Origin of the sequence: Sphaerospermopsis aphanizomenoides BCCUSP55, from assembly GCF_001586785.1 — a bacterium.
Classification (GTDB): Bacteria; Cyanobacteriota; Cyanobacteriia; order Cyanobacteriales; family Nostocaceae; genus Sphaerospermopsis_A; species Sphaerospermopsis_A aphanizomenoides_A.
In genome coordinates this window covers 1-22,397 of record NZ_LUFH02000101.1, presented here as the reverse complement: position 1 = coordinate 22,397, position 22,397 = coordinate 1, and the positions used below count along the sequence as shown (strand labels likewise).

17 protein-coding genes are annotated in these 22,397 nt (G+C 39.3%); 12 read left to right on the top strand and 5 right to left on the bottom strand.

Translation table 11 applies throughout. The features are described 5' to 3' along the window. Positions 1 to 187 precede the first annotated feature (187 nt). Positions 188 to 472, bottom strand: a complete 285-nt coding sequence (locus A0J48_RS21500) for a hypothetical protein (protein ID WP_234301077.1) — start codon at positions 470 to 472, stop codon at positions 188 to 190. Positions 473 to 518: 46 nt separating this feature from the next. Between A0J48_RS21500 and nadC the strand changes: the two genes are divergently transcribed. Next, the gene (nadC, locus tag A0J48_RS21495; protein ID WP_200326631.1) at positions 519 to 1,385 is read left to right on the top strand and encodes a carboxylating nicotinate-nucleotide diphosphorylase; all 867 of its coding nucleotides are present in this window, start codon (positions 519 to 521) and stop codon (positions 1,383 to 1,385) included. Positions 1,386 to 1,446: 61 nt separating this feature from the next. Here the strand turns inward: nadC and A0J48_RS21490 are convergent, their stop codons facing one another. After that, complete coding sequence (locus A0J48_RS21490) at positions 1,447 to 4,386, bottom strand: substrate-binding domain-containing protein (RefSeq protein ID WP_200326630.1); 2,940 nt, start codon at positions 4,384 to 4,386, stop codon at positions 1,447 to 1,449. A gap of 560 nt (positions 4,387 to 4,946) precedes the next feature. On the opposite strand from A0J48_RS21490, the gene A0J48_RS21485 reads away from it, so the two are divergent. The 5 genes from A0J48_RS21485 to A0J48_RS21465 all read left to right on the top strand — a co-directional run bounded on the left by A0J48_RS21485 (position 4,947) and on the right by A0J48_RS21465 (position 9,290). Beyond that, positions 4,947 to 5,729 carry a TIGR01548 family HAD-type hydrolase gene (locus A0J48_RS21485; protein ID WP_200326629.1) on the top strand — a complete coding sequence of 261 codons (783 nt, stop codon included), beginning with the start codon at positions 4,947 to 4,949 and terminating at the stop codon, positions 5,727 to 5,729. Between the two features lie 923 nt (positions 5,730 to 6,652). After that, positions 6,653 to 6,877: an NAD(P)H-quinone oxidoreductase subunit L gene (ndhL, locus tag A0J48_RS21480; RefSeq protein ID WP_325078913.1), complete on the top strand. Its 225-nt coding sequence runs from the start codon at positions 6,653 to 6,655 to the stop codon at positions 6,875 to 6,877. Between the two features lie 37 nt (positions 6,878 to 6,914). Then, positions 6,915 to 7,217, top strand: coding sequence for a DUF3007 family protein (locus A0J48_RS21475; protein WP_200326627.1), 303 nt, complete (start codon positions 6,915 to 6,917; stop codon positions 7,215 to 7,217). Positions 7,218 to 7,322: 105 nt separating this feature from the next. Then, a complete protein-coding gene (gene trpA, locus A0J48_RS21470) occupies positions 7,323 to 8,132 on the top strand; it encodes a tryptophan synthase subunit alpha (protein ID WP_200326626.1) in 810 nt (269 codons plus the stop codon). 504 nt (positions 8,133 to 8,636) lie between these two features. Beyond that, positions 8,637 to 9,290 carry a heterocyst differentiation related protein gene (locus A0J48_RS21465; protein ID WP_200326625.1) on the top strand — a complete coding sequence of 218 codons (654 nt, stop codon included), beginning with the start codon at positions 8,637 to 8,639 and terminating at the stop codon, positions 9,288 to 9,290. Positions 9,291 to 9,440: 150 nt separating this feature from the next. Here the strand turns inward: A0J48_RS21465 and A0J48_RS21460 are convergent, their stop codons facing one another. Then, on the bottom strand, positions 9,441 to 11,372 hold the full coding sequence (locus A0J48_RS21460; protein ID WP_200326624.1) for a serine/threonine-protein kinase: 1,932 nt from the start codon (positions 11,370 to 11,372) through the stop codon (positions 9,441 to 9,443). 166 nt (positions 11,373 to 11,538) lie between these two features. Here A0J48_RS21460 and A0J48_RS21455 point away from each other — a divergent pair, with 166 nt between their 5' ends. The 5 genes from A0J48_RS21455 to A0J48_RS21435 all read left to right on the top strand — a co-directional run bounded on the left by A0J48_RS21455 (position 11,539) and on the right by A0J48_RS21435 (position 17,750). Continuing rightward, positions 11,539 to 12,027, top strand: coding sequence for a hypothetical protein (locus A0J48_RS21455; protein WP_200326623.1), 489 nt, complete (start codon positions 11,539 to 11,541; stop codon positions 12,025 to 12,027). A gap of 755 nt (positions 12,028 to 12,782) precedes the next feature. Continuing rightward, positions 12,783 to 14,132: a magnesium transporter gene (gene mgtE, locus A0J48_RS21450; RefSeq protein ID WP_200326622.1), complete on the top strand. Its 1,350-nt coding sequence runs from the start codon at positions 12,783 to 12,785 to the stop codon at positions 14,130 to 14,132. A gap of 109 nt (positions 14,133 to 14,241) precedes the next feature. Next, positions 14,242 to 15,237 carry an aspartate carbamoyltransferase catalytic subunit gene (locus tag A0J48_RS21445; protein WP_200326621.1) on the top strand — a complete coding sequence of 332 codons (996 nt, stop codon included), beginning with the start codon at positions 14,242 to 14,244 and terminating at the stop codon, positions 15,235 to 15,237. 540 nt (positions 15,238 to 15,777) lie between these two features. Continuing rightward, positions 15,778 to 16,704 (top strand): hypothetical protein, encoded by a 927-nt coding sequence (locus tag A0J48_RS21440; RefSeq protein ID WP_200326620.1) that lies wholly within the window; start codon positions 15,778 to 15,780, stop codon positions 16,702 to 16,704. A 53-nt stretch (positions 16,705 to 16,757) separates the two neighbouring features. Then, positions 16,758 to 17,750 carry a pentapeptide repeat-containing protein gene (locus A0J48_RS21435; RefSeq protein WP_200326619.1) on the top strand — a complete coding sequence of 331 codons (993 nt, stop codon included), beginning with the start codon at positions 16,758 to 16,760 and terminating at the stop codon, positions 17,748 to 17,750. Between the two features lie 138 nt (positions 17,751 to 17,888). On the opposite strand, the gene A0J48_RS21430 is transcribed toward A0J48_RS21435, so the two are convergent. Together A0J48_RS21430 and A0J48_RS21425 are read right to left on the bottom strand one after the other, a co-directional pair. Further along, a complete protein-coding gene (locus A0J48_RS21430) occupies positions 17,889 to 19,229 on the bottom strand; it encodes a TldD/PmbA family protein (RefSeq protein WP_200326618.1) in 1,341 nt (446 codons plus the stop codon). Between the two features lie 102 nt (positions 19,230 to 19,331). Next, on the bottom strand, positions 19,332 to 20,804 hold the full coding sequence (locus A0J48_RS21425) for a TldD/PmbA family protein (RefSeq protein WP_200326617.1): 1,473 nt from the start codon (positions 20,802 to 20,804) through the stop codon (positions 19,332 to 19,334). A gap of 300 nt (positions 20,805 to 21,104) precedes the next feature. Between A0J48_RS21425 and A0J48_RS21420 the strand changes: the two genes are divergently transcribed. Continuing rightward, a complete protein-coding gene (locus tag A0J48_RS21420; RefSeq protein ID WP_200326616.1) occupies positions 21,105 to 22,064 on the top strand; it encodes a diguanylate cyclase in 960 nt (319 codons plus the stop codon). Positions 22,065 to 22,397: the final 333 nt, after the last annotated feature.

The window sequence follows — 22,397 nt, the reverse complement described above, 5'->3', positions numbered from 1 at the left end:
CTTTCAAACTATAATGTTTTCAAGGTTCGGTGTCCCTCCGAGTCCCGCTCTCTAGCGGCTCTCTCTCAGGCACTTATTCAATATATCGAACCTACTTTGCAATGTCAACTCTTTTTTCAAACTTTTTTTCTGCGTTTTTAGCAAAACAGTCAGAATCATTATAGGACAAGGGTTTGCTAGGCTGAAATTAGTAGATAGACTGGAAGCGAGATGGACTTATCAGCCTGGACGAATAATTTTTTCCGCGATTTGGGGCAAAAATCATTGCAGTAGATTTGGATTTACCAATCAGCATTTCATAGTTATCACAACTGAAACTACGCCAAAATTCCTCTACTAAAGCATCAGGGTGAATTTTGCCTTGACCTCTTCCTTGGGTCATCGGTGTATCTACTAACGGGGCAATAATGTCAAAAACTTTGATAGGAGTAGATTCTAGCTGCCAGCGTATGGTTTTGGAGGCGATATGCAAACCCGCTTTACTACTACAGAACTCAATTCCAGAGGTTAAAAATTAGATGAAAGGTTCAGTGGCTGTACTACCACCGTTTTTGGTACTGGATCAATTGTTGCAAAGTTGGTTAGTAGAGGATATTGGTAGAGGCGATCGCACTACTCAATCTCTTTTATCAGCAAATGCAAATATAGGACAAGCGAAGTGGGTAGCAAAAGCACCAGGAATAGTAGCTGGCTTACCAGTTGCAGCCAGGGTATTCCAGTTGTTGAATGATCAAGTAAGTTTTGTCGCTGTCTTCTCTGAAGGTGCAAAGTGTGAACCAGGAGATGTGATAGCAGAAATTAACGGTTCACTGGATGCGCTGTTGATGGGGGAAAGGGTGGCGCTAAATTTAGCGATGCGGCTGAGTGGAATTGCCACTTTGACTAATATATATGTGGAAAAAATAGCAGATTTACCAGCAAAGTTTGTAGATACACGCAAAACGACACCCGGTTTAAGAATCTTGGAAAAGTACGCTACGGCTGTAGGTGGTGCAATTAATCACCGCATGGGTTTAGATGATGCAGTGATGATTAAGGATAATCACATTGTAGCGGCTGGGGGTATTGGGCAAGCTATTACTCGGATTCGTTCGCAAATTCCCTATCCTTTAACAATTGAAGTGGAGACGGAGAATCTAGAACAGGTACAAGAGGCATTGGAGTATCAAGCCGACATTATTATGTTGGATAATATGCCTGTGGATATGATGGCCGAAGCAGCGGGTTTGATTCGTAAACAGGATAGTCGAGTCAAGATAGAGGCTTCGGGGAATGTAACTTTAGAGACTATTCGTAATGTGGCAGCCACGGGAGTTGATTATATTTCCAGTAGTGCGCCAATTACTCAATCAAGGTGGTTAGATTTGAGTATGAAAATGCGCTGAAAAATTCATCTAACTCAAGTAAATGGGAGTGATTAATAGCAAACATAATCACTCCTTAATTTTAACTTTCTAAATTTTCCTGGGAAAATTTCTTCAAAATAGTCAAAGTTTGTTCTCCACCGGCAGCAGTTGCTGTCATTAGGTATTCGAGTAAATTCTTGGAAAAGGGAACACGGAAATTGAAAGTACCATCAGGTTGAATTTTAATTTCATGACCATCAATTGTCACCGTTGCACCTGGTTCAGTTGATCCATGAATAACTAGTTCAGTATCTGTCACAAACCAGAAATCTCCACTAGGACGATTAAAGATCCGAATCGTACCAGAACGAGCTATGGGTAGCCAACGATTATTATTAGTTACATATCCAATTTCAGTTATGTAGTCCCGATTGCTGGTAGGAATAGCTATATAGCGATCGCAAGTGGCTTCCTCACATTCATACTGCTGTACTAATTGAGGAGTTTGATAACTCAGATCGATGTCAGTGGCATCATAAAGCCTGACTGCTAAAAGAGTACCTCCTTTTTGTCGCAGCGTCTCTTTGTGAGTTTCAGAAACATACCACGAAACATAAGCCCATTTGGGAGTCCGAGGTGTGAAGACAATACTGCTATCTACATCTAGATCCAACAAACTAGCAAATTCTGCGATATTAGTTTGTGCTTGTGATGCTGATGCAACTTCTGTCTCTGCATCTGTTTTCCAGGCTGTATCGTCAATGAAGTCTTCTGCAAACATTGATGAAAGAGAAGACTCAGAAGACAATTCTTCTGGTGTTAAATCTGTTTTAATTCCAGTTTCATCTGCTAAGTTGTTGAATAACTGTCCTAACTCTTCTGATAACGCAGGTAGTGTATTTGTTGTTTCATCTGTGATCATTTCAACGTCTAATGCTTCTGGTGGTAAACCCAATAATTCTGATAAGGAAGTAATAGATTCTGTGGTTGATTTTTTTACAGAGACATTAAGAGATGTTAGCCCAGTAGTAGTGGAGTCACTATTAGGTGAAATTGCTCCTACACCAAGTAATTCTGAAAGTGAAGTGTTGGAGTCATTATCAGGTGAAGGTGCTGGTAGCCCGATAATTTCTGAAAGTGAAGTGCTGACATCTTGCTCAGATTTTGTGGTTGGGTGATCTAATAATTCTGCCAGGGGAGCAGTAATATCCTGATGAGATGGGGGTACTGAGTGGTCTAGTAATTCGGAAAGTGGCGCAGTGATATTCTGATGAGATGCTGTTACTGGGTGATCTAGTAATTCTGCCAGGGGAGCAGTGATATCCTGATGAGATGGGGGTGCTGGGTGATCTAATAACTTTGAGATAGGAGTGCTTGTGTCTTGAGCAGATGTTCCGGCTGGGTTATCTAGTAATTCTGAGAGTGAAGTGGTTAATTCATCAGTTAGCAGTTCTACATCAGGTATTCTTCCTGAAATATTTGGCACTGATGGATAGGGAGTATTAACAACAGCCACTGGTGCTTCTGTATCCCATACCACTTCGCCACAATCAAGAGCTATTGTTTCAGTAGAGAAATCAAGATGATTTTTATAATTTGCTTTGGCGCTTGTTCCTTGAACAGTTGCGGTTGCTAAATTACCTACTAAGGTTTCTTCTTGAGTAAGAGTTAGATATTCTTCTGTATTAGATGGCTCTGAGGTCGTGTTTTTATTTAAGTGAGACGTTCCATTCGTATGATTGCCATTTTCAACAGGGGGAAGAAAACTGTAATCGTCAGGTTTTCCTAATTCAGTTTCTGTTAAAGAAACACTGGAAGTTGATGTTTCCAGGTTATCTGTTTGTGTATCTGCTGATGGCTGTTTTTTCTTTAACCACCAAGCTAAAAATCCGCCTAAGCCAAAAATTGGTAATAAAGACAAACCTATTAAACGTATGACATTTTTATCCCCAATCGGATTATTGTCCAGAAGATTGACAAACGGTTGCTCGTTACCAGAATTAACAGAATTGGGTGCTGTTTCTGGTTGTGAAGTAGTACCACCAGTGGGATTTTCATCTGGTGTAGTAGTTGTTAAAGGTTGAGCTTCTAGTGTGGAACTTATGGCAGTTTCAGGAGTAAAACTTTGTAAGGAACTGGCAGCGATCGCCGATGCTTCAGATTCTTTAGCTGCTTCTATTGCCTCTTTTCCTACAGGTGCAAGGGTAAAACCCAGAAAACTAGCTACTCCGGGGTTGGGATTTTGCTTGTAAACGTAAACGAAAGGCTGAGAAAATGGATATTGAGAATTATCTGGTGTAAATCCCTTGATTTTCAGAACTTGCACATCTGGTAGCTTTGATACCTGATTAGCTGCGACATAGCTAATACCATCTGTGCCTAATTGTTGAATAATTTGCACAGTTTTATCTTCAGCTATTTGAGTGGTATTAGCTCCGCTAGAGAATTCAGCGGATTGAAAAACTGAATATTCACGCAAGGAATTGCGAGTATCACTGCTAGAGGGTCGATCAATAAGCCGAATTTTACCAGGTTGACTTCCTAGTTCTGACCAATCGGTAATTTCACCTCGAAATATCTTCGCAAACTGTTCTGGGGTCAAACTTCCTTGGAAGGGGTTGTTAGCACCAACGATGATGGCAATTTTTTCTCGGTGCAAACTGACTTGTTCTAATCCTTGAGCTTTTTCTTCTGGAGTTAGATCACGTGCGATCGCTGCTATATCAATTTTGCCATCTAACAAATCTTTGAGTGCAGTGTCAGCACCATTGACCCTCAGTTCCACCAAAGTACCGGAAAATTGGTTCTCAAATTTATTTTTCAAGCTTTGGTTTATCATCACCAAACTAGGAGAACCATCAATCCGCACCGTAGTTCCACTCTCCACTGTTTTTGGCAGTGGGAAATTAGCGCCATCAGGTGTCGTTTCTGCCAGTGTAGGTGCTGACACAAATAAGTTGAATGCTAGTGGAGTAGTCGCTACAGCTAAGGATAATACCAGGCTAACGATTAAACCATCTTTTTTTTCTTGTTGCCACATATGCCCCTTATCAAGGTAAATGAAACGGTAAAGCGGGCTATTACTGAAGATGTTTGTGATGGAGGAGACGGGCTAATTATACATCCTTGTTATCTTTATCCCTAGTAACTCAAGTTACTTTGAATAATTTATACAATCATGTATTGGCTATGATGTGATAGCAATATTTATTACTGTTGATTTTTGTAAACATTCCCCATCTCCACTGAAACCCAGGATAGAAAACCTTTTTCTGGAATTTATTGCTCCCCTGAAGTGATAAATATTCGGTTTTAACTTTCTAGAATAAGTTCTCCACATCTTGCGAATAATTTCCAATCATCTCTGGGCTTAGAACATGATAATCTATACGTGAGATACTAGCATTCATTTAGTTAAAATTATTGAACATGAGATAGAGCTACCTAAATATTATCTATGTATCTTTGATAGCTCTTAAATATAAAAATGACAATTAATATGAATCCCTAGTCTTCCTTCTTCCCTGTCATCTGTCACTTGTCACCTGTCATCTACCACCTAATCAATTAAAATCGGGAAAACATTAAATTCCCATTTCCATGACCAAACAAACAAATATAATTATCATTTTCGATATAGATGGTGTCATTCGTGATGTTAGCGGTTCTTATCGTCGCGCCATATCGGATACCGTAGAACATTTTACCGCCCAAGCTTATCGTCCCACACCCACAGACATTGACAACCTCAAGTCAGAAGGAATTTGGAATAATGATTGGGAAGCTTCCCAAGAATTAATCTACCGCCATTTCGTCAAACAAGGAAAAACCCGCGCACAACTGCAATTAAATTATCAAGATATTGTCACCTATTTTCAAACTCGTTATCGAGGTACAGATCCAGAAAATTGGAATGGATATATTTGTCACGAACCTTTATTAGCACAACCTAGTTATTTTCAACAACTAACCCAATCTGGTATTGCTTGGGGGTTTTTCAGTGGTGCTACTCGCGGTTCTGCTAACTATGTCTTAGAAAAACGCTTGGGTTTACAGTCTCCTATATTAATTGCTATGGAAGACGCACCAGGAAAACCTGACCCTACCGGACTGTTTGCTACTATTAAACTGTTAGACAATGACAATAATCAAAAACAAACGGTGGTGTATGTGGGAGATACAGTAGCAGATATGCACACCATCGAAAAAGCCAAAGCGGTAGATAATTCTCGGACTTGGTTAGGTGTAGGAGTTTTACCACCTCACGTCCAAGAAACATCTGTAAGAAGGGATGCTTATACAGAAACACTAATCAAAGCTGGTGCCAAAGTTGTGTTTAATAACGTGCAAGAATTAACAATCAACACAATTCCTAAATTGTAAGTAATCAGCAAAAAGCCGAAAAACGAAATAATCACTCAAGTTGCTAGTTAAGAAAACTGTCAAAATCAGGATTTCCAGGATTTAAGGATGAACAGGATTAAGGCTGGGATTCTATGACTAATTACCCATTACCAGCCTCAACTAGATGACTAGCAACTTGGGTTAATTCTTATAGAAAGTGGGTAAAAAGCATCAACTACTAATTACCCACTTTCTCATTTTCAATTTTCAATTTTCAAATTTTTTAATGGGAGTGGGGGGACTTGAACCCCCACGACTTTTTACAGTCAACGGATTTTCATTCTCTCGCAGTTTTCACTACTGCCCTGTTGCTACTTGCAAATCCAGGCTTTGAGAATTGGACTCTCCCTTTACCCTCGGCTGAACGTTAGGGTAGCTCCCGTCGAGTCTCTGCACCTTCCCGGAACTTTAAATTTGAGGTCTTAAATTTTGGGTTTAATTCCAAAATTAAATCTCAAGTGTAAGTTTTCTGGGCTTGGCTCAGGATTGCCATATCTGTTCACGTAGATTACAGATTTAGGTTTCCCTGAATTTGAGAGCGGTCACTTGAAAGATTTCTCCATCAAGGCTCAGTTTTCTAAGTCCGTAGCGTCTACCATTCCGCCACACTCCCGTAGGATTTTTAATGCTGGAGGCAAAACCTCCTTGTCTATTTCACCATTAACTGCGTCTTTTGTGCAAGTAGTTGAGAAAATTTTGTTTGTAAACAAGATTTTTTTCTATTTAGCACCCGCTTTTGATTGGCGAATTCACATTATATCGTAATTCTAGCTGAAATTTGGAATTATGACAAGTAGTTGGAAAATTTATTTTCTTCCCCAGCAAAACCCATTGGTGATACTTCCCTGAGTCCGACAGTTGATCATATCATGGGGAGTAGATGCACCAAATAGTCTTCTCAAATCCAACAAGAAATTATGGTTGTAGCACTACTGTATCTGATTTTGGCTGGAGCTTATCTTCTAGTAGTACCAATGGCTGTGATGCTTTATCTCAAGCTGCGCTGGTATTCTGCTAGTTCTATAGAGCGTGGGTTTATGTACTTTTTAGTGTTCTTCTTCTTTCCGGGGTTGTTGCTACTCTCACCAATTGCCAATTTTAGACCCCGGCGCAGACAAATTGTTTAATTTAGATTTAATTTAGATTTGGTAGGTCTTCACTCTCATGCGACGCATTGACGCAATCGGAATTACTTTTGGCATTTTTCTAGCTGGTGGCTTGGCTTATGCAATATTGCAGATGGTCGGTTTAGATAGTCAAAATGCTGGTATTTGGAGCCAAGCTTTACTGGTTTTTGGTTTGATAGGTTGGTTAGCCACGTATCTTTTCCGTGCGGTGAGTAAAAAAATGACCTACCATCAACAACGGGACGAGTATGAAAAGGCGTTCCTCCAAAAACGACTAGATGAACTGACTCCCGAAGAATTAGCGAAAATTCAAGCGGAAATAGAATCGGGTGATAGTTAACAGGTGACAGGGGAGAATCATATTTTGCCTCCTGCCTCCTGCCTCCTGCCTCCTGCCTCCTGCCTTCTGCCTCCTGCCTATTCCCTATTCCCTCTTTTCTGACTAATGACTGCAATTTCTCGTTGTTTTGAAACTCTCAGACAGAATCACGAATGCGCTCTGATTCCTTTTATTACTGCTGGTGATCCTGATTTAGAAACTACTGCCACAGCTTTGCAAGTTCTGGATCGTTCTGGTGCCGATATTATTGAGTTGGGTGTTCCCTATTCTGACCCTTTAGCTGATGGTCCTGTGATTCAAGCTGCTGCTACCCGCGCTCTACAACGGGGTACTACCTTGGATCAGGTGCTGGAAATGTTGCAAGCAACCACTCCCAGTTTACAAGCACCAATTATTTTATTTACTTACTACAACCCTATATTGCACAGAGGAATTAATAAGTTTCTGGAGCAAATTCAGGCTTCTGGTGTAGCAGGTTTGGTAGTTCCTGATTTACCTTTAGAGGAAGCTGGGGGTTTGTTGCAACCAGCAAGTGAGATCGGGATTGATTTAACTTTGTTGGTAGCTCCTACAAGTTCTGCTGATAGGATAGAGGCGATCGCTCGTGCTTCCCAAGGATTTATTTATTTAGTCAGTGTGACAGGTGTAACGGGAATGCGATCGCAAGTAGAAGTGCGAGTTTCTGATTTACTGACACAAATTCGCTCTGTCACCGATAAACCCATTGGTGTAGGTTTTGGTATTTCCGATTCTGAGCAAGCGCGACAAGTGCGAGAATGGGGCGCAGATGCAGCAATTGTGGGTAGTGCTGTGGTCAAGCGGTTAGCAGAAGGAACACCAGAACAGGGATTAAATGCGATCGCTGAATTTTGCCATGAACTGAAGACAAGTATTAAAACAGGGTGTAGGGTGTAGGGAGTTTTTTATTTTGGATTTTGGATTTTGGATTTTGGATTGTTTTGAGCAACTTCAATCTCAAACAAGACTTAGGCACAGGCTAAGAAAAATATGGGTTTGAGATCGCTTCCCGACCGTCGCAATGACGAAAATACGTTAATCTTGCGTAAGTCCTGCTAAAATCTAAAATTCCTATTCCCTATTCCCTATTCCCTATTCCCTATTCCCTATTCCCTATTCCCTATTCCCTGTCACCTGCCATATATCTAAATAAGGCTTGCTGATTTGGGAAAAGTAGATTAAAAAAGGTAACAGCGTAGTTTTTTTATCATCTATGTAGTGGACAATTTGACTGATATGGTTTTGAATATTAACAGCACATACCAGGGTGGAAAAAACTACCTGATAGATTTGCTTATAGTTTGAGTCTTATGTAAATTGAAACAGGCGAGAGATTATGAATGTGAGAGTGAGTCAGTCAAAATCAGGTTACGCTGCCGTCGGAGTTGAGGGGTAAGAGCGATGAGTGAAAGTATGGCATTTATCGGCGGAGTTGCTGTAGCTGGTCTGGCGGCTCTCCTACTGCTGAAAGGAACAAACACCCCAATACAACAACCCAACTTTGCTACACCACAAATGCCAGCTACCTTTGTAGCACCCCAGGTGATGCAGCCATCAGTTCAATATCCGCCCAATTACGGGCAACCAGTATATCCCAATCAACAACCTATTGCTCCTAATTCTAGCCAGAGTCAGGAAGTAGAAAAGCTAACTTCACAGATAGAAAAGCTAAAAGCTGACAACGAACAAATACGGGTACAAAATCAACAACTCCAAGGTCAAATTCAAACTTTTACCCAACAGCAGTGGCAGTTAGCCCAACAGCAAAATCAGCAAAGAGTAGCTATATCCCAACCTGAACAAAATCGCTGGTGGACTTCACCTATAATTTGGGCAGTTGGGGGAGCGACACTTACCATTGGTGGTGGTGTGGTTGTGGCTGGAGTTTTATCTTTGTTTTCTCCCAAGCAACGCCCTACCCGCACTGTCCAGGTGATTCATCCTTACAATGGTCCAACACCGCCTTTAGCTACCGTCCGTCGGGCTGAGTTTTTGCCCTCTACACGCACAGAAGCAAGACGAGTAGAAACTGCTGAATACGACGAACTACATTAGACAATTGAAAATTGAAAATTAAAAATTAAAAATTAAAAATTGAGTTATTAATTTTCAATCTTAGCAATACTAGCGATCAGCGAGTTAAAGAAAAACATCTGTAGATGGTAGATATTTTTTTAGCTTGCGTGTGTCACTAGGATTGCATTTTTAATTTGTCGAATCTGAACTAGGGCTTTCTGTATTGGTTGGTGTGTCATTACTAGCTGCTTTTTCTTGAGAAGTATTTTCACTGCTTTTCTTTTCTTCCTTGGGTAGAACCTGTTTAGAAGCATTTTCCGCTGCTTGTTTAAACATGGGTTCTAATTTATCTTGCCAGTATTTAATATTGGGTAATTTTTCTGGATGATCTCGATAGGCCAGAACTTTATCCCATTGGCCGTTATCAATAGCTTTATTAATTTCATTAGCTAATGCTTCTGCTTTTTCCCAATCTTTTTGCCACTGATTGATAATCTCCACAGTTTCTTGGAGTCCGGAAGTAGCATTGCTGGGAATTGATTTGAGAATTGCGATCGCACCTGGTAAATCTCCTGACTCAAACTTCTGTCTGGCACGTTCGACAATTTTCTCTTTATCTTCACTAGTTGGCTTTGTTTCAGTTTCAGAAGTTGATTGATCAGATGTTATTGGTTTGGGTGTAGCTACAGCAATTGGTTTTGGTTGTGGCTTGGGAATTGGTCGAGATGCAATTAAGGCTTGATCTTCTACTGTTTGGATAGAAATTCCTTGATCCCGTAAACAAGCAATCCATTGATCATTATTAGCAATCACATCGGAATGCGCCCAAGCTAAACGCCCGGATTTGAGTTTCAATTCTATCCAGCCGCGTTTTGTGCGCCTACCAGTCACATCAAATTCACTAGTATCACCAATAGTCTTCAAAATATTATCAGAATTGATTGCGCTCGGTTCAGAACGGATATTAGAGTTAGCTGTAACTATAGCCAAGCAGTTTTTTGTGCTATTTTTAGTAGTCCAATTAGCAGCTAGATTTTTCACATTTGGATATAAATTTGTGACTAAAGCCGCTGCACCACCAGCTAATAAAATGCCAATGATTAATGGTAATGGATCAGGTTGATTAGATTCTTTGCGAATAGTTTTATTAAGTACGTTGTTACCTACGGGATTAGCGGGTGCAACGGCTACAGTCTGCTGTGAAAAGATTTGAGATGGAGGTTTGAACGATGGAGGTTTGGGTTGTTTGTAATTAACTTGTTTAGGAGACTCTGAAGATAAAGAATATCCCGAATTAAGACTTACCAACTCTCTACACGCTTGCAGTGCTTCTGTGGCTGTTTGGTAGCGGTCTTTGAAATGATAACGCACCATTTTACTCAAGATTTCTGCCAAGTGGTAGTTAACAGGCAGAAAATGTTGCCAGATAATTTCACCTGTATTGGGATCTTCTTGTAATTGCTTGGCGGGTACTCCAGTTAAGGCTTGAATGGCAATAATTCCCAGGGAATAAATATCACTATTAGGACGGGGTTTACCTTGTCCTTGTTCTGTAGGCATATAGCCGGGAGTACCAATAGCTACGGTAGCAGTAGTTTGTGCGCCAACGGTGACTAGGGGCGATCTTAATTGTTTAACTGCTCCAAAATCTACCAATACCAATTTATAATCAGAAGACCGACGAATGATATTATCTGGCTTAATGTCGCGGTGAATCACACCTTGTTGATGGACAAATTCTAAAATACCCAGAACTTCCAGCAACATTTGCATAACCTGGGTTTCACTCCAAGGTTGTCCGGGAATTAGTTCTTCACTTAAGGTATGTCCATCAATGTATTCTTGGACTAAGAAAAATTCTTGATTTTCGTCAAAATAAGCAAGCAATCTGGGTATCTGGTCATGATTACCCAATTTTTCTAAAGTTTCTGCTTCGTTGTTGAATAGACGTTTAGCAGTTTCAAAAATTTTGCTGTCTGTGCTGGCAGATTTGAGGTGTTTGACAACGCAAATGGGATTACCAGGTCGTCTGGTATCTTGGGCAATATAGGTTTGACCAAATCCCCCCGTTGCCAAAATGCGTATGACTTGGTAGCGATGGTCTAGTAGTTTGCCTATCATGTTCCCTCCCCAGTTTTAACACCTATATTTTCCAGATGGTAGTCAATATCTCCAAATTTTCTTCCAGGAAATCCGCTATCTTGAGAAAAGATTTAGAGTAAAAACTCAGTTTTTTAATAAAACCAACTAATTCTGTCTTTTCTTTTAGTATCTTTGTTAACTAGCAATGCCCCCTAAGATAACAAATTCTACCACATGGCAGCAAGCTGAACTGTTGATGCAACCTGCTTTTATTCGTGTTGTCGATAATATTCGTAAGCATCTTGATGTATCCTCTTGGAAAGGAACTTATCATGATGTACTGATTTGGCCACCTGATACAACTGATGAAACAAAAGCGTTGGTGACACAGTTGTTGCAAGATATGGAAAATGCCACACCAGAACAGATAGAAGACATTAAAAAAAATCTTGCCTATTTGCCGATGCCCCATCCAGGATACCATTTGCGCTTGCAGCGTCAAGAGCAGCAAGTTAATGTGGATTTGTGGGAGTTGTGTTATCAAGTGTGTTTTTTAAATTACGATTCTCAGAATGATTCAGTGGCTATTGATACTAGTCTATTCGATGAGTTAGGAGAAGTGGATTGGCAACATCTGGAAAATAAGACGAAGATGTTAGTTAAGCAGCTATTTGACAGTTTACCAGAGGGTTGATGTCTGGGGGGTGTGGTGTGGGGGGTGTGGTGCGGGATAATACTTGATACCAGGTGACAGGTGACAGGTGACAGGTGACAGGTGACAGGTGACAGGTGACAGGTGACAGTTCAGGAGTACCGAGTACCGAGTACCGTTAGCGGTAGCTCGGCGTTTAGCCCATAGCGAGTAACCCCATAACTAAAGTTAGGGGATTGAAACAAGGAAGCATTATTTCTCGTGCTTTGCATCTGGAAATAAATATTTTTCCTGATTCCATGAATGAATTCAGGGGCTTTAGACCTATTTGTGCTGAGTTCTCAGCAGGTATGTCACTCTCTACTCAGCACTCAGCACTCAGCACTCATTACTCGTTACTCAGCACTCAGCACTATTTCGGTGACAGGTGACAGTTTTTGATGTTGAAATACTACTTTTTGTAATGCAAATATATTGAATTTTTAAACTTTCTACGTAAATAGGTTATTGCACTTGACATAGCGTATCACAATAGTAAAATCACTACATCCCACAGGGAGAATCAAAATCAACGAATCACTAGTATTAAATATTACTTTAAATTAGATTAATACTACGGTTAGATATGATTAACCCATTCCAGGTTAGGATGGTAGATTAGCAACACTTTGATTAAATATCAATATTGAGTTCTTGAAATTTTATGGACAAAAGTCCACCAGATGGCAGTAGTATCCTCCCCAACGCTTAGGCGAGATAGTCTCCCAGCGCGGGGGAGACATTAGGAGGTGTTAACTATGCTCACACAAGATGTTCGCAGTTCATTGGACATTGCCGACTTAAATCAATTGAAATGTGATTTAAACCGTTTACAACCAGTAGACGTAGGAGAATATATTGCAGAATTACCAGAAAAACAAAGGGCGATCGCATTTCGGTTACTAAATAAAACTCAAGCCATAGATGTTTTTGAATATTTACCGACAGAGATACAGGAGGAACTAATTCACTCCCTCCATGATGTTCAGGTGGTGCAGCTTGTAGAAGACATGAGTCCTGATGAAAGGGCAGAATTGTTTGATGAACTACCAGCAGGGGTAGTAAAACGACTACTACAACAACTTAGTAACGAACAAAGACAAGCCACCGCGACAATTCTCGGTTATCCTGAAGGGACTGCGGGACGGGTAATGACTACGGAATATGTCCGTTTGCGGCGGGGATTAACAGTTGGTGAAGCCCTCAGTAAGATCCGTCTGCAAGATGAAGATAAGGAAACAATTTACTATGCTTATGTCACAGATGATAACCGCACTTTAGTTAGTGTTGTTTCTTTGCGGCAGCTATTATTTACTTTTCCCGATGTTCTCATTAGAGATATAGCTAGTTCCCACGTCGTCAAAGTCAGAACAGAAACTTCACAGGAAGAAGTTGCCAGAATTATGCAACGTTATGATTTGATAGCCATTCCTGTGGTTGACAGAGAAGATCGATTAGTGGGAATTATTACCATTGATGATGTTATTGACATTTTAGAAGAAGAAGCTACAGAAGATATTCAAAAATTGGCAGGGGTAAGTGGTGATGAAGAAGCTTTATCTCCTCCTTTAGTAACAATTCGCAAACGCTTACCTTGGTTGTTAGCGATTATGGGATTATATATTGGTGCTGCTAGTGCGATCGCACCTTTTCAACAAGTAATTGCTGCGGTTCCAGTTCTCGCCGTAATTATGCCCATATTTTCTAACACAGGTGGAACAGTGGGTATTCAAGCCTTAACTGTGACTATTCGCAGTTTAGGAGTAGGTGAAGTCACACCCGCTGATACTTTAAAAATTCTCCGCAAAGAACTATTTGCCGGATTAGGTACAGCTATTGCGTTATGTATAACTATGATGCTACTTTCTCTCATCTGGGCTAAACCTGAAGAAAGATGGGTAGCCTTAATTGCAGGTACAGTGATGGCAACTAATACAATGGTTGCTGTGACTCTGGGAACTTTATTACCAATGGGCTTGAAAAAATTAAAGCTAGATCCGGCATTGGTGAGTGGTCCATTAGTGACAACAATGTTAGATACCATCGGTTTTTTAACCTTCCTGTCATTAATTTCTATTGCTTTAAAGGTATTCCATCTGCAAGCTTAAATAGTTTTGCCATTGGCAATTGGTAATTGGTAAAGATTTGTGATTACTGGTTAACAATTACCTAAACAATCTAAAATCCAACATCCAAAATCTAACATCTAAAATCTCAATGCCTATTACTACTTGGACTCGTCATCACATTCTTTCCCTAGCTGATTTTACAACCGCTGAATATAACGCCGTTCTACAAACTGCTGCCTCATTTCAAGAAGTTTTATCACGTCGCACTAAGAAAGTACCAACTTTGCAAGGACAGGTAGTGGCCAATTTATTTTTTGAACCTTCTACTCGTACCCGCAGTAGTTTTGAAATTGCGGCTAAAAGGTTAAGTGCAGATACACTAAATTTTGCTGCGGCTACATCTTCTATGACCAAGGGAGAAACAATTTTAGATACTGCTAAAACCTATTTAGCGATGGGTACAGATATTATGGTAATTCGCCATAAAGAAGCAGGAGTTCCCCAAGCGATCGCTCAAGAAATGGATCGTTTAGATGTAAAAGTTAGCGTCCTCAATGCAGGTGATGGACAACATGAACATCCATCTCAAGGATTACTAGATTTATTTACAATTTGTAGTTTAATTGACCATGAAAAACCTAGAATTGAATTATTAGAAGGTAAAAAAATCGCCATTGTTGGAGATATTTTACATTCCCGTGTCGCCCGTTCTAATATTTGGAGTTTAACCGCTAGTGGTGCTGAAGTTCATTTAGCTGCACCACCAACATTATTACCTAAATTCTTTGCTGAATATTTAGAAGGTACAGAAAAATCTAATCGTTTATTTACCCATTGGCAACTAGAACCAGCTTTAGAAAATGCCGATTTTGTCATGACTTTGCGTTTACAAAAAGAACGGATGACAGCCCATTTATTACCCAGTTTACGAGAATATCATCAATTATTTGGTATTACTAGAAATAAATTAAAGTTATGTAAACCCAACGTTAAAGTTTTGCATCCAGGCCCGGTAAATCGTGGTGTGGAAATTAGTTCTGATTTAATGGATGATCCTGAATTTAGTTTAATTCAATCTCAGGTGACTAGCGGTGTGGCTGTGCGGATGGCATTGTTATATTTTATCGGTAGTGGCAGGGCTTAATTAGGATAATTGATAATTGACAATTGATAATTGACAACTGAATCTTCCTGGAAATGAGAGGATTGAGGAATAGGAACTTTGTTATTTTTTCTCCTGGAGGTGAGAGAATAAGAGTATAATATATTGATTTACTCTACTGATATTGGCTACACTCGGCTTTATGATCTATTACTAAACTGATAAATTCAATTATGTGTTTGGACTGGCACAAGATAGTTGCTCATTCCATATTTTTCAATAAAATCTAGAATTTACGCATTGACATAAAACACCAAATATGTATGCCAGCCCACACAGCACGGGTCTATTTATTGTCAACAGAATAATTAACAAAGTCTGAAACTAGCTATTTTGTAAATGCATATCATGATTAATTTGTACAGTGTGTAATTCCTGAAAACCATAATTATTTACTGGCAATTTATCATCACACAATTGGTTTCAGATTTCCCTTTTCGCTGTTACTTTTCTTAATTGCTACTCATTAGGCCAAAATCCAGCTATAATCTGTTTCTACTCTCATATCCCGGAGAACTACTGATGAATGCTCTATCTACCCTCGATCAAATAGCTCAAGATTTAGAATATGATCCAAACTCCAAACGGATTAAAAAATTAATATTCTGTACTTGTAAAAAAGTGGGGGCAAATGATGAAGAAAAGCTAGATAGATATACATTCCAAGAATTAATTCACGAATTATACAATTTAAATCCAACTATAGATTACTTAAATTATACTTTAACGCAAGTTGTCAATACCCTGAATAAACCAGCCGAATATGCGATAATTGCGAATATTATTTTGAATAAATTAGATACATTATATGTAATATCAAATGATGAAGCAACAGGAATAATCTTCAATCAACCTACTCAACCAGAAGAAACAGAAATAATATCCAATCCACCTCAACCACAAATATCATCAACCTCTCATTATCTAGAATCAGCAACAACCGATCAAACTAAATATGAATATAATCAATTTGATGTCAGACAAAATCTGATGAGATATACTAACCCACTGAGGGCTAAAATTGTTATATTCTCTGCCCTTTATCATAGGTTTACTTTTCAAAAAGAAGATTGGTTAAAATTAAAGTCAATAGAACTGGACATTTTACTAGAAAAACTATTTGATGCTTGTCCAACTATGAGAGAGTTTGAATATAGACTCAATAATAGCGTGATATATATGGGAAACTCAGATGAAAATATTCAAGCAGCCAGTACAATCATCCGATTTATGAAAAGTTTTTATGGCGATATTTCAGTTAATCCTAACCAATATTCATCTTCAGAAACTAGACCTTTAGATAGTTCTTATCGTCAAAGCACACTAACTACATTTGATGAATTGGATGAATATGACATTGATGTTGATGAAAATAATACCTGTCAACTAATCGAACCTCCTAACCAAAATATGTTTAAGAGACAAAATAATGGCAATTTTTCAGCGTAGTTAATTATCGAAAATTCCGGAAAATTAATTATAGTAATTACCAGCAAAAAAATATGGATGCTAATGAACTTCTGAAACGATATGCAGATGGAGAAACAAAATTTATCGAAGCTAACTTAAATGGAGTCAATCTTTTTGATGCAGACTTGATTGGCATAGCTTTAAATAAAGCTGATTTGAGTAATGCTATCTTAATTTTCACCTATCTCAGTCGGGCAATTCTAAATAAAGCAAATTTGATTTCTACAAACCTGAGTGGTGCAAACTTAAATCAAGCCAGTTTAATTAGTGCAAATTTGCATGATGCTGATTTACATGGTGCAAGTTTACAGGGTGCAGATTTGCGGAATGCCAATTTAACATTAGCGGATATGCTAGATGCTAATTTAATGGATGCAGATTTGCGTGGTGCAGATTTGAGTGGTGCTAACCTCACCGGCGCTTGTTTACGAGGTGCTAACTTACGAGAAGAAAAAAGAATTTACTGTGCTACTCTCCGGGGTACTAAGCTGCATAAAGCTGACTTGCGAGGTGCTGATTTAACAGGTGCAGACTTAGCTAAAGTTGATCTCAGTGGTGCTAATTTAACTGAATCAAGCTTGCGGGGTGCTGATTTGCATGGCGCTAATTTGACGGGAGCAATTTTATATAATGCGTCTTTAAGCGATATTAATTTTGCTGGTGCTATTCTCAATGGTGCTAATTTGATGAATGCTAGGTTGGAAAGATCAAATTTCACAGAAGCTGAACTGATAGATGTTAATTTGCAAGGCACAATTATGGCAGATGCAAAACTAACTAGAGCGAAAATGAATCGAGCCAATTTGATTTTTGCGAGGTTAAGTAGAGCAGATTTAAGTAGAGCTAACCTGCGCGAAGCAAACCTTACAGAAGCAGATTTAGTAGATGCCTATCTTGCTAGAACTAACTTAACTGACGCTAATTTAAGTAAAGCAAATTTGATTAGAGCAGAAATTAGTAGTGCCAATTTGATGGATACAGATTTGAGTGGTGCAGTTATGCCTGATGGAACAGTTCACTATTAGGGTGTGAGGTGTGAGGTGTGGGGTGTAGGGAGGGAAAAGTTTCCACCCGTTTTGCAATCAAAGAAATTTTTTCGCACCCTCAAGACATGGGTTTATACCTGAATTTTGGAGCTAATTTCTTACCCTACACCCTCAATTTTACTCTCCCGTAATAGAGAGTTCACTCACCCAAATTCTAGGACAAACTCCTCCTGGTGTTAATTCCGCTTCTTTCTCCACATAAACAATAGATTTCAAGACTTCCAAAAAATCACCAGCGACTGTTGCTGACTCCACACTAATTTTCTCACCTTTATTCACTAACCAACCATCAAAAGGTAAAGAAAACGAACCTTGTAAAGCTTTAACACCTGCATGGAGAGCTTGTAAATCATCAATTAAAATCACATTTTCCGCAGTTTCTAAGCTGAATTCCTGCTCAGGTTTACCTGCTGCAAAAACATGATAAAAATTTGGACTAACGCTCACTTTAGCGCCAATACTGGCATTACCTGTAGGTTGGGCATTGAACCGTTTTGCTGTGCCGGCACTATGGAGAAAACTGGTTAAAACACCTTTTTCAATTAACTTTACCTGACGGGTAGGAGTACCTTCACCATCAAAACTTTCTGCACCAACATTAGCCGGGTGTAAAGCATCATCATAAACTGACAGTAAAGGTGAAGCAATTTGTTTACCGATATCATCAGCTTTGGATAAACTTTGATTGTCCAGGATATTTTGGGCATTAAACAAATTAGAAAATGCCCCCAATAAACTCAAGAAAGCTTCAGCAGAGAAAACTACTTGATATTTACCAGTTTTGATTTTTTCATAATTCAAGTGACTGATAGTTTTTTCAGCAGTTTCTTTGATACAACCTGCAATATCTAACTCAGCCAAATTTTCTTTAACCCGATAAGCACCTGCACTGCGGGGTTTTTTACCTTCTTCCTCAGTTTTGCTGTAAAGATAAACCGAAGTCAAAGAATGAGATTCTGTTCTTAAAGCCCCATCACTGTTGAGATAAAAGCGGTCAATATCTCTTTGTGCCAACCCATTATAAGGCACACCTTTAATGGCAGGATGAGCAGCTAACAGTTCTTTTTCTGCTACTAATAATTTTTCAATCAGTTCAGAAACAGGTGCTTGGGGTGCTTTTTCTTTGGAGTTATATTCAATGGCAATAGTTGCCTCTGGACTAAAATCAGGGACGTTTTCTTTCACTCCAAAAAAACTCGCTTCGTAAGCAGTTTGTAAAGCTAATTCTAATCCTTTGGGGTCTACATCTGTAGTGCTGGTGACACCCATTGTATTTTGTTCGTTCCACACTCGAACGGTGACACCGGAACGGTTGGAAGCTTTGACTTGTTTGGGTTCACCTTGGTCAACTTGAACGCTAGTATCGTCTACTGTTGCGCCGTAAATGTCGAATTTTTTAATGCCTAATTTTTTGGCGTTTTCTTGGGCGTAGGTGGCGATTTCTTGAATGTTAGACATGATGCAATTTTGGATTTTAGATTTTTGAACACAGATGAACGCAGATAAACGCAGATGATATGGTTTATCTGTTTTCATCTCAATGATTTTTATTTGTTGTTTTTATCTGCCGCCGACGGTAATGGAATCGACTTTGATGTGAGGTTGGCCAACGGTGGTGTAAATGCTGCCACTGACTGAACCACAAAAACCGGGAGCTAGCTCTAAGTCTTTAGAACATAAGGAAATTTTGTTCATGATTTCTTTGGCTTCACCGATGAGAGTAGCACCTTTTAATGGTTTGGTAATTTTGCCGTTTTCTATTAAGTAAGCTTCATCAACGCTAAAGTTAAATTGACCTGTTGCGCCCACACTACCGCCACCCATTTTTTTGCAATAAATACCTTTATCAACGGAGGCAAATAAATCTTCATTGCTGTATTCGCCTGTATCAATATAGGTATTTCTCATCCGACTAGCAGCAGCGAAGGTGTAATTTTGACGGCGACCACTGCCTGTTCTGGGATGTCCGGTGCGAACTGAACCTGTTCTGTCAGCAAGGAAGTTTTTGAGAACGCCTTTTTCAATTAATAATGTTCTTTGGGCTGGCATTCCTTCGTCATCCATATCAATTGTCCCGAAGGCATTGTCAGCACGTCCTTCATCCCATGCTGTTAAACTTTCATGGGCAATTTTTTCGCCTTTTTTATCCGCAAATGGTGTGGTTTGGCGTTCAATTTGGGTAGTTTCTAATAGGTGTCCACAGGCTTCATGGAAAATTACTCCGCCAAAGTGATTAGCCATGATTATGGGGTAAGTTCCTGATTCTACATAATCTGCGTAAAGCATTTTACCCGCAGATTCGGCAATTTGTTCAGAAGCTTGTTGATAATCCCAAGTTCTCAGGAAGTTAGTATCACTGGTGTTACCTGCACGTTCACCAATGGAGGCACGGTTGGCACCATCAGCACAAAGAATATTAAAGCCAACGGACTGGGTAAGCCGGATATCACGGGCAAATGTACCATCACTGGCAGCAACTAATACTTCTTGCCAGTCACGGAAATAGGTAGCACGGCGAGATTGGACGTGAGTAGCTTTTTTGTGAAGTTGGGCAGTACCATCCAAGAGTATTTCTCCCATTTCCCGAATAGAACTGCACAGAGGTAGCCAGCCATCTTTACCGCGTTTGGTTGCGTAGTCTCTCAGTAGTTCTAGGTTGATTTCGGGAATAAAAGCACTTGGCCCTGGTAGTTGTAGTCCCAAGATGGAAAGACCTTTTTCTAAGGCAGCTTTTAAACCAGCAAATGTCAGGTTGTTCGTGCTAACGTAACAATCAGCTTTGCCGCGAAATACTCTCACTCCTGCACCGGTTGCTAAACTAGGTGAAATGCTGGTGATAGTGTCGTCTTCTGCCAAGCAGCTAATGTAGTTACGACGCTCTAAAAAGAATTCGATGAAATCTGCACCTGCTGAACGTCCTAGTCCTAAAAGGGTAGCCAGAGGCGCTTCCCAAGTGTCATCAAAGCGTTCTGTAGTTGATGAATAATGGAGACTGGGGAGTTGGTTTGAGAGAAGTAAGGTATTTGTAAGCATGAATAGCCTCTTACGCTGGCGTTATCAGAGTTTTGACTAAAAAAATCCTGGTGTCATCAGTCTAACAAATTCATAAAAAAGAAACAGTTGTGTCTTCCCTACACCAATACACCCATAGTTCTTGAGAGTTAAGAATCCTGCTAGATTGTATAATTTATTTTTCGGGTGTTTCCACAGATGTTATTTTGCTGCTATTACTAATAAATATAGTAATCCGAAAACTCAGACCAAAAATACTTTCCATCCCATTACCTATGACCTGTCGCCTCTTCCCTGCTATAACTGATGTAGGATTACTATATGACACTATTTAAACCGGAAGAATGCTTGATCTTAGTTGTAGATGATGTCAAACTCAATTTACAAGTTATTGGCAAAATTTTAGATAAAGTCGGCTATGAGTATACTTTTGCATCTAATGGCTATCAAGCTTTAGAGCGAGTTAAATCCGCTCATCCAGACTTAATTTTACTAGACTTAATGATGCCAGAAATGGATGGGTTGGAGGTATGTGAAAAAATCCAATCTAATCCAGAATTAGCAGAAATTCCCATTATTTTCTTATCTGCTAGTCAAGAACAAGATCATTTACTTAAAGCCTTTCAAAAAGGTGCAGTTGATTACGTCTCTAAACCGTTTCATCATGCAGAACTTCTGGCTCGTGTCAGAATGCACTTAGAATTAAAATATTCACGGCAAAAATTGAAAAATTTATTGCAGGAACAAGTTGAATTAGTAAAAAAATTAGAAAAATTAGCCAATACTGACCCATTGACTGAAGTTTGGAATCGTCGTTATCTGATTACGGTAGCAGAGCAAGAAATAAAAAGAAGCCAGCGATATAATTTACCTTTTTCTGTACTTTTAATAGATATTGATTATTTCAAGAAAATTAATGATAATTATGGACATAGCATAGGAGATGAAATAATTATATTTATGACCAAAACCGTTATCGCTCATTTGCGAACTGTAGATTGTTTTGGTAGATTTGGAGGTGAAGAATTTGTCGCCTTACTACCAGAAACGGATATACAAAAAGCTATAATAGTGGCTGAACGTATCCGAGTAAATATTGAAAATCAGTACATTGATGTCGAAAATAAAAAAGTATCAATTACAGTTAGTATTGGTGTATCTAGTTATAATTTAGGAGATGAAACTATTGATACTATTATTCAACGAGCAGACCAGGCACTTTATCAAGCAAAAAATCAAGGACGTAACCGAGTAATTGGTAATATAGCAGGTGACAGGTGACTCTTGATCGGTAATTTTAGATCTTAGATTTTAGATTTTATATTAAAATATTTGGTATAGGTCGGGAGTCCTTCAGGACGTAAAAATCTCGCTGCGCTGCGTACGCTTCGCTAACGTAAATCCCAAATCCACAATTTTCACGCTCTACACTTTAGGGTGGAGTCAATCCAAAATCCATAGACGCTTTCTTCGGCTTCCCGAAGGGTAATCGTCAATCCAAAATCGACTGACAGGTAACAAGTTTTTAAGCAACTTTACTTTTTGATACATAGGGTTTGCTGAAAAAGTCGAAAAAAACGTTGAGGAGAATTGAGTGGGTAGTCAGGCAGAAAT